The sequence below is a fragment of the Staphylococcus sp. GDY8P120P genome (assembly GCF_017892065.1).
In the GTDB taxonomy this organism is placed as follows: Bacteria; Bacillota; Bacilli; order Staphylococcales; family Staphylococcaceae; genus Staphylococcus; species Staphylococcus nepalensis.
Genome location: NZ_JAESKI010000030.1, coordinates 1 through 12,560, shown reverse-complemented (window position 1 = coordinate 12,560; position 12,560 = coordinate 1). Strand labels below are relative to the sequence as shown.

General features: G+C 35.0%; 10 protein-coding genes and 26 tRNA genes. 1 reads left to right on the top strand and 35 read right to left on the bottom strand.

The window, feature by feature from the left end; all coding sequences use genetic code 11:
- Positions 1 to 81: 81 nt before the first annotated feature.
- Positions 82 to 909, top strand: a complete 828-nt coding sequence (locus KA900_RS13885; protein WP_115342085.1) for an RluA family pseudouridine synthase — start codon at positions 82 to 84, stop codon at positions 907 to 909.
- Between the two features lie 259 nt (positions 910 to 1,168).
- On the opposite strand, the gene fumC is transcribed toward KA900_RS13885, so the two are convergent.
- The 35 genes from fumC to KA900_RS13710 form a co-directional block, all read right to left on the bottom strand.
- Positions 1,169 to 2,554 carry a class II fumarate hydratase gene (gene fumC / locus KA900_RS13880; protein ID WP_210139767.1) on the bottom strand — a complete coding sequence of 462 codons (1,386 nt, stop codon included), beginning with the start codon at positions 2,552 to 2,554 and terminating at the stop codon, positions 1,169 to 1,171.
- Positions 2,555 to 2,764: 210 nt separating this feature from the next.
- Positions 2,765 to 3,178, bottom strand: a complete 414-nt coding sequence (locus KA900_RS13875) for a hypothetical protein (protein WP_096808994.1) — start codon at positions 3,176 to 3,178, stop codon at positions 2,765 to 2,767.
- Positions 3,179 to 3,381: 203 nt separating this feature from the next.
- Positions 3,382 to 3,564, bottom strand: a complete 183-nt coding sequence (locus tag KA900_RS13870; RefSeq protein ID WP_096808992.1) for an SAS053 family DNA gyrase inhibitor — start codon at positions 3,562 to 3,564, stop codon at positions 3,382 to 3,384.
- Between the two features lie 23 nt (positions 3,565 to 3,587).
- The gene (locus KA900_RS13865; RefSeq protein WP_103373211.1) at positions 3,588 to 4,187 is read right to left on the bottom strand and encodes a sugar phosphate isomerase family; all 600 of its coding nucleotides are present in this window, start codon (positions 4,185 to 4,187) and stop codon (positions 3,588 to 3,590) included.
- A gap of 182 nt (positions 4,188 to 4,369) precedes the next feature.
- A complete protein-coding gene (gene trmL / locus KA900_RS13860; RefSeq protein WP_103373212.1) occupies positions 4,370 to 4,840 on the bottom strand; it encodes a tRNA (uridine(34)/cytosine(34)/5-carboxymethylaminomethyluridine(34)-2'-O)-methyltransferase TrmL in 471 nt (156 codons plus the stop codon).
- Positions 4,841 to 4,844: 4 nt separating this feature from the next.
- Positions 4,845 to 5,972, bottom strand: coding sequence for a tRNA epoxyqueuosine(34) reductase QueG (gene queG, locus KA900_RS13855; protein ID WP_096808986.1), 1,128 nt, complete (start codon positions 5,970 to 5,972; stop codon positions 4,845 to 4,847).
- 164 nt (positions 5,973 to 6,136) lie between these two features.
- Positions 6,137 to 6,859, bottom strand: a complete 723-nt coding sequence (locus tag KA900_RS13850; RefSeq protein WP_096808984.1) for an amino acid ABC transporter ATP-binding protein — start codon at positions 6,857 to 6,859, stop codon at positions 6,137 to 6,139.
- Complete coding sequence (locus tag KA900_RS13845; RefSeq protein WP_115342083.1) at positions 6,852 to 8,315, bottom strand: ABC transporter substrate-binding protein/permease; 1,464 nt, start codon at positions 8,313 to 8,315, stop codon at positions 6,852 to 6,854. Before KA900_RS13845 ends, KA900_RS13850 begins: the two co-directional genes overlap by 8 nt.
- A 246-nt stretch (positions 8,316 to 8,561) precedes the next feature.
- Complete coding sequence (locus KA900_RS13840) at positions 8,562 to 9,629, bottom strand: PTS sugar transporter subunit IIC (protein ID WP_103373214.1); 1,068 nt, start codon at positions 9,627 to 9,629, stop codon at positions 8,562 to 8,564.
- A 510-nt stretch (positions 9,630 to 10,139) separates the two neighbouring features.
- A tRNA-Leu gene (locus KA900_RS13835) sits at positions 10,140 to 10,223 on the bottom strand.
- Positions 10,224 to 10,265: 42 nt separating this feature from the next.
- Positions 10,266 to 10,340: transfer RNA gene (locus tag KA900_RS13830), tRNA-Gly, on the bottom strand.
- Between the two features lie 16 nt (positions 10,341 to 10,356).
- Positions 10,357 to 10,431 (bottom strand) — tRNA-Gly (locus KA900_RS13825).
- 17 nt (positions 10,432 to 10,448) lie between these two features.
- Positions 10,449 to 10,523, bottom strand: a tRNA-Gly gene (locus KA900_RS13820).
- A 7-nt stretch (positions 10,524 to 10,530) separates the two neighbouring features.
- Positions 10,531 to 10,604, bottom strand: a tRNA-Cys gene (locus KA900_RS13815).
- A gap of 8 nt (positions 10,605 to 10,612) precedes the next feature.
- Positions 10,613 to 10,684: transfer RNA gene (locus KA900_RS13810), tRNA-Gln, on the bottom strand.
- A gap of 11 nt (positions 10,685 to 10,695) precedes the next feature.
- A tRNA-His gene (locus tag KA900_RS13805) sits at positions 10,696 to 10,768 on the bottom strand.
- A gap of 2 nt (positions 10,769 to 10,770) precedes the next feature.
- Positions 10,771 to 10,844, bottom strand: a tRNA-Trp gene (locus tag KA900_RS13800).
- 11 nt (positions 10,845 to 10,855) lie between these two features.
- Positions 10,856 to 10,939, bottom strand: a tRNA-Tyr gene (locus KA900_RS13795).
- Positions 10,940 to 10,946: 7 nt separating this feature from the next.
- A tRNA-Thr gene (locus KA900_RS13790) sits at positions 10,947 to 11,022 on the bottom strand.
- A 10-nt stretch (positions 11,023 to 11,032) separates the two neighbouring features.
- A tRNA-Phe gene (locus tag KA900_RS13785) sits at positions 11,033 to 11,105 on the bottom strand.
- A gap of 14 nt (positions 11,106 to 11,119) precedes the next feature.
- A tRNA-Asp gene (locus KA900_RS13780) sits at positions 11,120 to 11,195 on the bottom strand.
- 14 nt (positions 11,196 to 11,209) lie between these two features.
- Positions 11,210 to 11,283: transfer RNA gene (locus tag KA900_RS13775), tRNA-Met, on the bottom strand.
- Positions 11,284 to 11,296: 13 nt separating this feature from the next.
- Positions 11,297 to 11,389, bottom strand: a tRNA-Ser gene (locus tag KA900_RS13770).
- 41 nt (positions 11,390 to 11,430) lie between these two features.
- Positions 11,431 to 11,523: transfer RNA gene (locus tag KA900_RS13765), tRNA-Ser, on the bottom strand.
- A gap of 9 nt (positions 11,524 to 11,532) precedes the next feature.
- Positions 11,533 to 11,606 (bottom strand) — tRNA-Ile (locus KA900_RS13760).
- Positions 11,607 to 11,632: 26 nt separating this feature from the next.
- Positions 11,633 to 11,706: transfer RNA gene (locus KA900_RS13755), tRNA-Met, on the bottom strand.
- A 26-nt stretch (positions 11,707 to 11,732) separates the two neighbouring features.
- A tRNA-Ala gene (locus KA900_RS13750) sits at positions 11,733 to 11,808 on the bottom strand.
- A gap of 19 nt (positions 11,809 to 11,827) precedes the next feature.
- Positions 11,828 to 11,901, bottom strand: a tRNA-Pro gene (locus KA900_RS13745).
- 28 nt (positions 11,902 to 11,929) lie between these two features.
- Positions 11,930 to 12,003, bottom strand: a tRNA-Arg gene (locus KA900_RS13740).
- 12 nt (positions 12,004 to 12,015) lie between these two features.
- Positions 12,016 to 12,104, bottom strand: a tRNA-Leu gene (locus KA900_RS13735).
- Between the two features lie 7 nt (positions 12,105 to 12,111).
- Positions 12,112 to 12,186, bottom strand: a tRNA-Gly gene (locus KA900_RS13730).
- Between the two features lie 3 nt (positions 12,187 to 12,189).
- Positions 12,190 to 12,271: transfer RNA gene (locus KA900_RS13725), tRNA-Leu, on the bottom strand.
- Between the two features lie 12 nt (positions 12,272 to 12,283).
- Positions 12,284 to 12,359 (bottom strand) — tRNA-Lys (locus KA900_RS13720).
- Positions 12,360 to 12,365: 6 nt separating this feature from the next.
- Positions 12,366 to 12,441, bottom strand: a tRNA-Thr gene (locus KA900_RS13715).
- Between the two features lie 10 nt (positions 12,442 to 12,451).
- A tRNA-Val gene (locus tag KA900_RS13710) sits at positions 12,452 to 12,527 on the bottom strand.
- Between the last annotated feature and the right edge of the window lie 33 nt (positions 12,528 to 12,560).

Sequence of the window (12,560 nt, the reverse complement as noted above, 5' to 3'; positions counted from 1 at the left end):
ATGATTAAATCAATCTCAACGACTCATATGTTTAGTGTAATGTTTATGGTATGATAATAATTGATCATAGAGGAGGATATTATGAAATTTCAAATCCCAGAAAAATATAATCAATTAACATTAAAAGAAATATTCCAGCAATTACAATTACCTAAAAAAGACTTACACAATTTAAATATGTCAAAAGACATCACAATTAATGGCTTAGAAGCCAAACTCATGTCACAAGTAAAAACAGATGACGATATTTATATCCCTACGCCTGATGAAAAAAGCAATTATTTACCAAGTTATCGATTCGCACAAATTTATTATGAGGATAATGATTTAGCAATTGTTATGAAGCCTAAGGGTGTCAAAACACATCCTAACGATTTAAAAGAAAGCAATACATTAATGAATCATGTCATATATACAATAAAAAGCGATTATGTTGAACCAATACATCGCTTAGACCAAGAGACAGTTGGCTTGTTAATTGTTGCAAAAAACCCATTGATGAAAAAGATACTAGACCGTATGCTAGAAGAAAATCAAATTGATCGAATTTATAAAGCACACGTACATAGTTTATTACCTATTAAGTCTCAAACCATCGACATGCCTATAGGCAAAGATAAATTTCATTCAAATAAACGTCGGGTCTCTTCTACAGGTCAAACAGCTATTACGCATATTTTATCGTCGAAGATGATAAAAGAAAATGTCTGTGAAGTAGATTTAAAATTAGACACTGGAAGAACACATCAAATTCGTGTCCATTTAGCAGAAATGGGCCACCCTGTTATCGGTGACCCACTATATGGTGATTCAACTTTAAGACAACTTCAGTTAAACAGTTATAAAATTGAATTTATTCATCCATTAACACAAAAAATGATTTCCGTCAGCTTAGATGACGACATTTAAATAGTATTTAAAGCGAGGCTGAAACGTAAATACGTTTCAGCCTCGTACATAATATTCACAATAAATGATTAGACATAAAATAAAATAATAACAAGCTATAAAAGTATTATTTTTCAATTGATCAATTTAGTAATATGTGTATATAAACTTTAGCCCATGTCATGCACTTAACTAGATTCATTTTCCTAGTCTTCCAGCCCCTTCTAAAAACAGCGTCCTTTAAAAGTTGATTTTTTATTCACTCTTTTATTACTCGATATTATTTAGGTTCAACCATATCTTCAGGTTTAATCCACTCATCAAATTGTGCTTCTGTTAGATAACCTGATTGAATTGCAGATTCTTTTAAGGTTAAGCCCTCACGATGTGCCTTTTTTGCAATACTTGCAGCTTTTTCATATCCAATATGAGGGTTTAACGCTGTTACTAGCATTAATGATTGATTTAAATAGTTATCGATATTGGCTTCAATTGGTTCAATACCTATTGCGCAATTATCATTAAATGTTTGCATACCATCAGCTAATAAATAAATAGACTGTAATGTGTTATGCAAGATGACAGGTTTATACACATTCAACTCAAAGTTCCCTTGCGAACTACCTATGCCTACTGCAGTGTCATTGCCCATGACTTGTACAGCTACCATAGTTAGCATTTCACATTGTGTCGGGTTTACTTTACCTGGCATGATAGAAGAGCCTGGTTCATTTTCAGGTATTGAAATTTCTGCAAGTCCTGCACGTGGGCCTGACGCTAACCATCTAACATCGTTGGCAATTTTCATTAAGTCAGTTGCAAGCGCTTTAAGAGAACCATGTAATTGAACTACTTCATCATGAGCAGTTAATGCGTGAAATTTATTTTCAGACGATACAAATGGATATCCTGTATTTTTTGAAATGAATTTAGCAACTTTATCGCCAAAATCTGGATGAGCGTTGATGCCTGTACCTACCGTAGTGCCACCAATAGCTAAATTTAAAATATGTGCTTTGGATTCATTCAACAATGTTTCACATTTATCTAACATATAGCGCCAACCGCTTATTTCTTGTCCTAAACGTATCGGTGTAGCATCTTGTAAATGCGTACGGCCTATTTTAATAACGTCATTAAATTTTTCTTCTTTTTCTTTGAATGTATTACGTAATATTTTTAAAGCAGGTTCAAGTTTCTTCTCAATTTCATTATATAAAGCAAAATGCATAGCAGTCGGGAATGTATCATTTGAACTTTGTGATTTATTCACATCATCATTAGGATGGATTGATTCATCGCTTCCTTGTTCTTTTAGATATTCGTTAGCTACATAGCTAACAACTTCATTAACATTCATATTACTTTGAGTGCCGCTTCCTGTTTGCCAAACAACTAATGGAAAATGCTCATCTAATTCTTTATTTAAAATACGGTCACATGCATATGTAATGGCATCTTTTTTTGCGTCACTTAGCTTTCCTAATTCGTGATTGGCTAAAGCTGCACCTCTTTTTAATTGCGCAAAACCATAAACAACTTCAATTGGCATACGTTCTTTGCCAACTGGGAAGTTTCGTTTACTTCTTTCTGTTTGGGCGCCCCAGTATTTATCTGCAGGTACTTCAATTTCACCAAATGTATCATGTTCAATTCTAACTGACATTTAAAATTCTCCCCTTCAATGTGTATTTGACTTTAGTATAGCATTAATCAATTTAACTGGGCAATCTCTTTAATATAGCGTTTTCATTACTGTAAAATAAGCGTGTAGTTATTGATTTAAAAATTAAAAAAGAATGAATTATCATTTTAATCGATATAAAAAACCAGAAATTCAAAAATAATTTCTGGTCGCATTTCACGTATTATATTATTATTCTTTTGTAATATTTATATTTTTAAATTTAATTTTTGCTGCTTGTATAATACCTATAGCAGTCAGGATCAACAGAATTGTTCCAATAACCATTGTGACTGGACTTATAGTTATAAGAAAACCTAAAAAGCCAGTTAGACTATTATAAAAGTCACCTAAAGGTTTGAATAGTAACACGGTTACAACAACACAACATAATACACTAATAATGATTCCTGTCTGGTTGCTTTTTACAAAAGTTGAGGCATTCACTTTATCCACAAGACCACGCGATAAATTTATCTGTAATTGAATAATCTTAAATAATATAGGTAGATAAATGGCTCCTATAGCCATCGGAAAACCTTTAATAGAAATTAAATTTACAATGATTGCACTAATCATAAGATATTTCCAATAGTTACTTAACATATGTATAATTGCTCCTTAAATCAAATAATGACTTAATAATAACATAATCATTTTTCACGTGGCATTGTTTTTAACAGTTTTCTTTTAATTATGCTTAAATAGAACTCAAACGAGTATATAATAAAAAAGAAACGAGATAAAAATCAAAAACTAAACTTTGATTTTGTATGCTCGCTTCAATAATCCAATTTTCAGATTAATCATTAATCATCTAAATCTGAACGCACGCTTGCATCATGTGCTTTATCTAGCTTATCTTCGTCGTTTTCTTCAGAAATTTGTTCCATTTCTTTACCTAACTCTACAACATCTTCAAAACCATCAACCATTTCATTTTCTACTTCAGTATCATGATTTAATTGGTTTTTAGTACTATCATTTCTCATTATACACACCTCACATTTTTATTTTATGCAAAACGTGCAGTGAAATAGTGACGAACATCTTCTGGCAGACCTTCTGCAGCTGCTTCATCCAAAATAACATTAACCATGCGATGCGCTTTTAAATCAGCGGGTTCAAATGAAGTCTTACCATTTTCTTCGTATAATTTATGAACAATATCTTTTTTCTCACTACCAGTAATGACCAATATAACTTCTCTTGCAGAAAACAGACCATGATTAATACTTACATTAAGTCGACTATTTGTATCAATAGAAAGTATTTGCGTAATCAATTTACCTTTATTTTCTTTAGTTTTAATCTTGTCACTTATAAATGATTCTGTGTCTTCGCCATAAGAAATACCGTAAATTTGGCCTTCTGGTACACCTAATGCTTCAAAATATGACTTATTACTGTCATAGTCTAATATATTAATTTGACTAAAATCTACAGCATTATTATCTATATTTTTCTTTAGTTCATCTAATACTGGTGCATTATCATTAGAAAGGTGCACACCAGCAATAGTTGTTGGATTATTGTTAAATTGTTTTCTTAAAATATCAGCAGCATATTCTGCTACGATTCTTTCATTTTCTAAAACTTTAAAGTTCATTGCCATAGTAATTACACTCCTCTTTTTCTTTTAACACGCGTTCTAGCATTATTTATAATAATACCCCTGAAGCAATTCTCATAAACTATATAACTTTTAAAAAACCAACCAAAATTTCAAAGCTTGACTATAAGTCTTACCAATATTATACAAATGTTTAGCTAGATTTTCATTGATTAATATGTAATTTAATATAAGCTAGGAAAATTTTGTTGTCTCAAAGCTTCGTATATAAGCAAAGAAGCTGTATTAGAGAGATTTAATGACCTAATATTATCGTTCATCGGGATTCTTAGCGCTGTGTCTTGATATTTATCTTTCACCCAATCTGGTAACCCCGTTGTTTCTCTACCGAAGATAAAATAGTGATCTTGTGCTTCATCAGTAAAGTCAAAATCAGAATATGTTTTTTTACCAAACTTCGTCAATAGATAATAATTACCATTTGTTGTTGCAAAAAATTCTTCTATATTTTCATAATAATTGATATTTACAGAATTCCAATAATCTAGGCCTGCTCTCTTCAACATTTTATCATCTGTACTAAATCCTAATGGTTTTATTAGATGTAAATGTGTATATGTGCCAGCGCATGTTCTGGCAATACTTCCTGTATTGCCAGGGATTTGTGGTTGAAATAATACGATGTGGTTCGTCATTCTTTTATTCTCTCCTCATATCTAGCCCTTTTAACATCTCGTGTTGGACTTCTTCTAATTCATTATCATAGTGTGCATCTATAAAAGGTCTTGCAACTTCTCCTTGAATTTGTCCAATAGCCCAATAAGCTGTTCCTCTAATCATCGGCCTAGGATCATTCAAAGCCACTTCCTGTAATTCAGGTATAGCTGTTTCTTCTTTAAAGTGCGCTAACGCCAATATTGCATTTCTTTGAATTGGTTTTTTACCTCTCCAAGCACCAGCCAAATGGCCATAAGTATTTTTAAATTCTTTATTACTCATTTGTAATAATGGCACTAATCTTGGTTTTAAAACCTCAGGTTCTAAAACAATATCATCATGTTGGGTATTAATTCCACGGTTTCTTGGACAAACTTGTTGGCAGGTATCGCACCCATAAAGACGATTACCAATTTTATATCGGTATTCATCGGCTAAGTAACCTTTTGTTTGAGTTAAAAAACTAATACACTTTTGACTATTTAACTGTCCATCACCAACAAGTGCTCCAGTAGGACAACGGTCCACACATATAGTACAATCACCACAACTATCGATAAGTGGGTCATCTGGCGGGAAAGGAACACTTACTAACATTTCACCTAAATATGTCCATGTACCAAGATCTGGATTTATAACAAAACCGTTTCTCCCTACGTAACCTAATCCTGCGCGTTCAGCAACAGCGCGGTCAGACAATACTCCTGTATCAACCATAGATTTTATTTCTACATTAGGTACTCTAGCTTCTAAATATTCAGCCAATTGGTCCAAACGTTTTCTCATGATTGTATGATAATCTTGACCCCATGAAGCCCTCGCAAACATGCCTCTTCTATCTCCACGTACACTCCTAGGTGCACCTTTCAATTTATTAGGATAACCAACAGCAATAGCAATAATTGATCTTGCCGTTGGTAACGATAATTTGGGTTCAGTTCGTAAACCAATATCTGATTCTTCAAAGCCTGATGCGTAACCCTTTGCATGATAATCCACTAATTTTTGCTTTAATTCATCAAATGGATCAGCAGTTGTAAAGCCTATACTATCAATTCCAATTGAATGGGCATAGTCTATGACATCTTGTTTCAATTGATCTATATTCATTTAATACACCCCACCTTAAAAACATACATTCTATAGTTTAACACATTCAGTGTTATTAAGAGAATTCACTGAAACAAATTTCAAATTTTTATTAAAAAAACAAGCTGATTTAAATGAATTGTAGTGTACTACGTTCATAATCAACTTGCTTAAATACAATATATTTACAAGACACGTGCTAAGAAATTTTTGGTTCTATCGTGCTTGGGTTGTTCAAAAATATCTTGTGGCTTACCAGCTTCTACGATTACACCATCAGCCATGAAAACGACTTTATCACTTACATCTTTAGCAAAATTCATTTCATGTGTTACTACCGCCATAGTCATGCCTTCTTTTGCTAAATCTTTCATTACTTTTAATACATCACCGACCACTTCTGGGTCAAGTGCTGACGTAGGTTCATCAAATAGTAAAACTTCTGGATTCATCGCAAGCGCCCTTGCAATTGCCACTCTTTGCTTTTGTCCTCCAGATAGTTGTGACGGATAAGCATCAGCTTTATCTTCTAAGCCTACTTTTTTTAATAAAATATTCGCTTCTTTTCTTAATTTACTTTGACTACCTTTTTTCAATAAACTAGGTGCTAGCATAATGTTATCAATTACTTTTTTATGAGGAAACAAATTAAAGTTCTGAAAAACCATTCCCATTTGTTGTCTTAAGGTTTCTAATTTTGTTTTTTCATTTGTTAAATGATTATCTTTAAATATTACTTCACCACTTGAAGGTGTTTCTAATAAATTCATACAACGCAAAAGTGTACTTTTACCACTTCCAGACGGGCCAATAATTGCAACAACTTCTCCCTTTTCCACTTTCAAATCTATGCCTTTTAATACTTCATTCTTCCCAAATGCTTTATATAAATTTTTAATATTAATCACTAACTTTCAATCTCCCTTCGAAGAAATTCATCACTCTTGATAAAGTAAATGTAAGTATAAAGTATAATACTGCAGCTACAATAAGTGGAGTGAATGGATCAAATGAAGCACCTTGCACAACTTGTGCATTAAACATAATTTCACTAACGCCTATTACAGATACAATTGAAGATTCTTTAATTACAGTCACAAATTCATTACCTAAAGCTGGTAATATATTTTTCACAGCTTGTGGTAAAATAACTGATTTCATCGTTTGACCATAAGTTAGTCCTAAGCTTCTAGCTGCTTCAGTTTGCCCTTTATCAACTGCATTGATCCCTGCTCTTATTATTTCAGCAATATAAGCTGAACAGTTTATAACGAGCGCTATCATACCACATATTAAAGCAGATATATCTAACCCGAGTACTGCTGTAGTACCAAAATAAACTAGGAAGACTTGTACTAATAATGGTGTACCTCTTAAAAATTCAATGTACGCCGATGAAATCCATCTTAATATTTTAATTTTACTTAATTTCAATAATGCGATAAACGCTCCAAATACAGCACCTAGAACTACACCTACTATCGAAATTAGGATTGTATTTTTAATACCTTTCAAGAAAAAATTACCATATTTCGTAAAGAAGTTACCTTCATCTTTTTGCATAGCTTCAGCAGCTGAATCTTTATAATCGTCTAATAAATTTTTATCTTTTACATCTTTGATAGAACTATTTAATTTATCCATTAAGACTGGAGAATTTTTGGGTAGCGCAATTGCTGTATTTTTTCTCCCTTCTTCAAATTTAACATCATCTGCAAATGTTAAATCTTTATTTTGTTTTAAATAAGCTTCTGCTACAGGTCCTTCAATAACCATTCCATTTACTTTACCGCTTTTTAATGACATGATAACTTCAGGAACTCTAGTTAATGATTGAATTTGTGCATTTTCAATTTCGTTTTGTGCTATTTTTTCTTGTTGTGTTTGTTTTTGGACACCAATTTTTTTATTAGCAAAATCACTTATCGTTTTAAAACGATCAGCTTCTGATTTTTTAATAATCATTTTTTGATCTACCGTCATATAAGCATTAGAAAAATCAACTTCTTTTAACCGCTCTGGTGTAGGTGTCATACCTGATATAATAATGTCAATTTTTCCTGTCTTAATAGCACCTAACAAACTATCAAATTGCATATTTACAATTTTCAATTTTAAGTTATTATCTTTCGCAATTTTTTTGGCAATATCAATATCAATACCAGCGTATTTTGTTTTGCCGTTTACATTATGCTCAAATTCATACGGTGCATAATCAGCTGATAACCCGACACGTAATTCACCGCGTTCTTTAATCTTTTCCCATTGGTCGTTTGCTTCAGCATTTATTTCAGGATTTATGTAAATAATTAATGTACTTATAAGTAAAGAAAATATAATAAGCACTTTCAGTAGTTGTTTCATCTAGTGATCTCCTTTCCATAACATTAATTATTATACATAATTACGTAAAAATATTCAATACATTATTTCATTCCTTCCATATAAAGTTATAATCCAAATGATTAACCTCTAATATATGCATAAATATTGCATATTAAAAATGTGAGTCACCGAATATATCAATTCGATGACTCACACTACTATTTATAAATACTAATCAAAACACTCATATATTAACTTTCACGCTTTATGATTTTCACTCTTAACTTATTGTTTAGGTATTTCAAACTTATATATTTCATCTGTATATTTACGAATCATTTTTTTGCATATTTCATGTACAAAAAATGCAGCAACAAATGGAATTATAAAATAACCAAACACTAATAATATAATATTCATCGTTGGATCTCCATCCATACGGTTAAAAGCATTGATTGGTCCAACTAAACCAGTATAACCAAAACCAGCAGACATTGGCGTACCTTTAATTCCAATAAAATAAGCAATGAATCCTCCGATGACACCATTAATGGCTAATGGTATTGCAATAATTAGATGTTTGAAATATACAGGAATCATCATTTTAGCTGCTCCAATAATTAATACTAAGTTCACACCTGCGCCATTCACTCTAATTGAACCAAATAAGAATGTCACACATGCTGCTACGATACCCATATTTGCTGCTCCGCTACCTAAACCTGATAAGCTTATTGCTGTTGCTATGGCAACGACAGATATTGGTGTAACCATCAATAAAGCATATGTAACACATATTAAAATTGACATTATTAATGGATTAAATTCTGTAAAAGCACTGACAATATGACCAATCCCCTTAGTGACATTGGAAACATAGTCTAACGTAAATAACCCTATAACGCCACTTATAACTGGTATAATAACAGGAAGTAAAATCATTTCAAGAGAACCCAATTTATTTTGTAACAATAAATACAATGAGCAGGCAATAATAACAACTAAAATAGTATTTATAATATCTCCTATCCCGTTGAGTGTGAACCCCTCCGTTGTCATTTTCACTGCTCCACTGCCCAACATTGCAGAAACACCAATCATAGTCGCACCAGCGCCATTAAATTTAAATTGATGCGCTGCTAAAACACCTATAATAAATGCCATAAATGATTGTATTAAAACAACCAATTGATATATCATTTCTAATAGTTGATTTTCTTCCTTAAAAAACTTTAATAATTCACCTAAAAGTGCATTAGGTATTAACGCTATGACTACCCCAGCACCAACAGCTTGCAAAATATTACCAATAAAAGCTTTTCCTGTAGGCTTAATTGTCTTTGATTGTACCATTTATGTATCCTCCATATATAACATTAGACTAATAATATTATATTTCAGACAAAACTACAATATAAACTACAAATAATATCCACTAACACCCACATCAGAAATTAAAATAATTTAAACATGAATCAAATTAGCTAAAAGAAATACCGGGATGCCACTTTATAAAATATATAGCTAACAATAGCAAATGTTACATCATCACAATCTTGAAGCTATATATAATACGAAGAAATACCTCGTTTTTATAATATACTTACGGTGAGTAGTTAAATAACAAAAAATAATAAATTATAGTTTAATAAGCTTTCAATATAAATATTTAATTAGCTATAAGTATAATAAAATGTTGGAATAAATGAGTATTACGAAGTATAAAAACCACGTTAAAAACTTTAACCTTCACCAAAAGCATAATTATTAAGAGAAACCAGTTCATGTTAAATTTAAACAATTTGAAGTAAAAAAAGAACCCTAGTATAACTAGGGTTCAAAATATTTATTTAAATATCAGTATACCAGCGGTCGGGATCGAACCGACACTCCAAAAAAGGAACGGGATTTTGAGTCCCGCGCGTCTGCCAATTCCGCCACGCTGGCTCAATATTATAGACAAAAAACTTCCAAACACGGAAGTGAAAATGGAGCGGAAGATAGGACTTGCACCTATATCTCATTCCGGGAAGGAATGTATTCTAAGAGTTGAACTACTCCCGCAAAAAATTAAATTAAATGGAGCGGAAGATAGGACTTGCACCTATATCTCATTCCGGGAAGGAATGTATTCTAAGAGTTGAACTACTCCCGCAAGAATATTAAATTAAATGGAGCGGAAGATAGGACTTGCACCTATATCTCATTCCGGGAAGGAATGTGTTCTAAGAGTTGAACTACTCCCGCATATTCATGGAGGCGGCAACCGGATTTGAACCGGTGATAAAGGTTTTGCAGACCTCTGCCTTACCACTTGGCTATGCCGCCAATAGAAACTGGGCTAGCTGGATTCGAACCAACGAATGACGGAGTCAAAGTCCGTTGCCTTACCGCTTGGCTATAGCCCATTAATAATAAGGGCGGTTGATGGGAATCGAACCCACGCGTGTCGGAACCACAATCCGATGCGTTAACCACTTCGCCACAACCGCCATGGCAGGGGTAGTAGGAATCGAACCCACATCGAAGGTTTTGGAGACCTTTATTCTACCGTTGAACTATACCCCTATTAAATTACATGGTGGAGGGGGGCAGATTCGAACTGCCGAACCCGAAGGAGCGGATTTACAGTCCGCCGCGTTTAGCCACTTCGCTACCCCTCCATAAAGATGGTGCCGGCCAGAGGACTTGAACCCCCAACCTACTGATTACAAGTCAGTTGCTCTACCAGTTGAGCTAGGCCGGCTTGTATAAAATGGTTCAGGACAGAATCGAACTGCCGACACATGGAGCTTCAATCCATTGCTCTACCAACTGAGCTACTGAACCATAATAAATATTAATGGCGGTCTCGACGGGAATCGAACCCGCGATCTCCTGCGTGACAGGCAGGCGTGTTAACCGCTACACTACGAGACCATTTTAAATGTAAATTGCGGGAGGCGGATTCGAACCACCGACCTTCGGGTTATGAGCCCGACGAGCTACCGAACTGCTCCATCCCGCGGTAATGATATTAATGGCGGAGGAAGAGGGATTCGAACCCCCGCGAGCCGTTAAGCTCCTGTCGGTTTTCAAGACCGATCCCTTCAGCCGAACTTGGGTATTCCTCCAAAAATATGCGTAAATTAAACTTATTAAATTGTTATAAAAATGGCGGAGGAAGAGGGATTCGAACCCCCGCGGGCCGTTAAGCCCCTGTCGGTTTTCAAGACCGATCCCTTCAGCCGGACTTGGGTATTCCTCCAAAATTATATGGACCTTGCAGGATTCGAACCTGCGACCGAACGGTTATGAGCCGTTAGCTCTGACCAACTGAGCTAAAGGTCCTAAGTATAATTTACAACTAATAATAGTGGCGGTGGAGGGAATCGAACCCACGACCTCACGGGTATGAACCGTACGCTCTAGCCAGCTGAGCTACACCGCCGTTGTAATTTAGTTTGTATTAATATATGGTGGAGACTAGCGGGATCGAACCGCTGACCTCCTGCGTGCAAAGCAGGCGCTCTCCCATCTGAGCTAAGCCCCCATGTTAAATTTAGTAAGTATCGGGAAGACAGGATTCGAACCTACGACCCCTTGGTCCCAAACCAAGTGCTCTACCAAGCTGAGCTACTTCCCGTTTTCATAGGATGAAGTATTCCAAATTACGCGCCCGATAGGAGTCGAACCCATAACCTCTTGATCCGTAGTCAAGCACTCTATCCAGTTGAGCTACGGGCGCTTAATTAAAACATGGTGCCGAGGACCGGAATCGAACCGGTACGATGATCTCTCATCGCAGGATTTTAAGTCCTGTGCGTCTGCCAGTTCCGCCACCCCGGCAATATAATGGAGCAGAAGACGGGATTCGAACCCGCGACCCCGACCTTGGCAAGGTCGTATTCTACCGCTGAACTACTTCTGCATATGCGGGTGAAGGGAGTCGAACCCCCACGCCGTAAGGCGCTAGATCCTAAGTCTAGTGCGTCTGCCAATTCCGCCACACCCGCGTTATTCTTGAATGGTGAGCCATAGTGGTCTCGAACCACTGACCCTCTGATTAAAAGTCAGATGCTCTACCAACTGAGCTAATGGCTCTAAAGATGGTGCCGGCCAGAGGACTTGAACCCCCAACCTACTGATTACAAGTCAGTTGCTCTACCAGTTGAGCTAGGCCGGCTTATTTGAAATGGTGGAGGATGACGGGTTCGAACCGCCGACCCCCTGCTTGTAAGGCAGATGCTCTCCCAGCTGAGCTAATCCTCCATTAAATAATTACCTGGCAACGTCCTACTCTTG

Coding starts and splice junctions, on each gene's coding strand:
- KA900_RS13885 (WP_115342085.1), top strand. CDS start 82: ATGAAATTTCAAATCCCAGAAAAATATAATCAATTAACATTAAAAGAA.
- fumC (WP_210139767.1), bottom strand. CDS start 2,554: ATGTCAGTTAGAATTGAACATGATACATTTGGTGAAATTGAAGTACCT.
- KA900_RS13875 (WP_096808994.1), bottom strand. CDS start 3,178: ATGTTAAGTAACTATTGGAAATATCTTATGATTAGTGCAATCATTGTA.
- KA900_RS13870 (WP_096808992.1), bottom strand. CDS start 3,564: ATGAGAAATGATAGTACTAAAAACCAATTAAATCATGATACTGAAGTA.
- KA900_RS13865 (WP_103373211.1), bottom strand. CDS start 4,187: ATGGCAATGAACTTTAAAGTTTTAGAAAATGAAAGAATCGTAGCAGAA.
- trmL (WP_103373212.1), bottom strand. CDS start 4,840: ATGACGAACCACATCGTATTATTTCAACCACAAATCCCTGGCAATACA.
- queG (WP_096808986.1), bottom strand. CDS start 5,972: ATGAATATAGATCAATTGAAACAAGATGTCATAGACTATGCCCATTCA.
- KA900_RS13845 (WP_115342083.1), bottom strand. CDS start 8,315: ATGAAACAACTACTGAAAGTGCTTATTATATTTTCTTTACTTATAAGT.
- KA900_RS13840 (WP_103373214.1), bottom strand. CDS start 9,629: ATGGTACAATCAAAGACAATTAAGCCTACAGGAAAAGCTTTTATTGGT.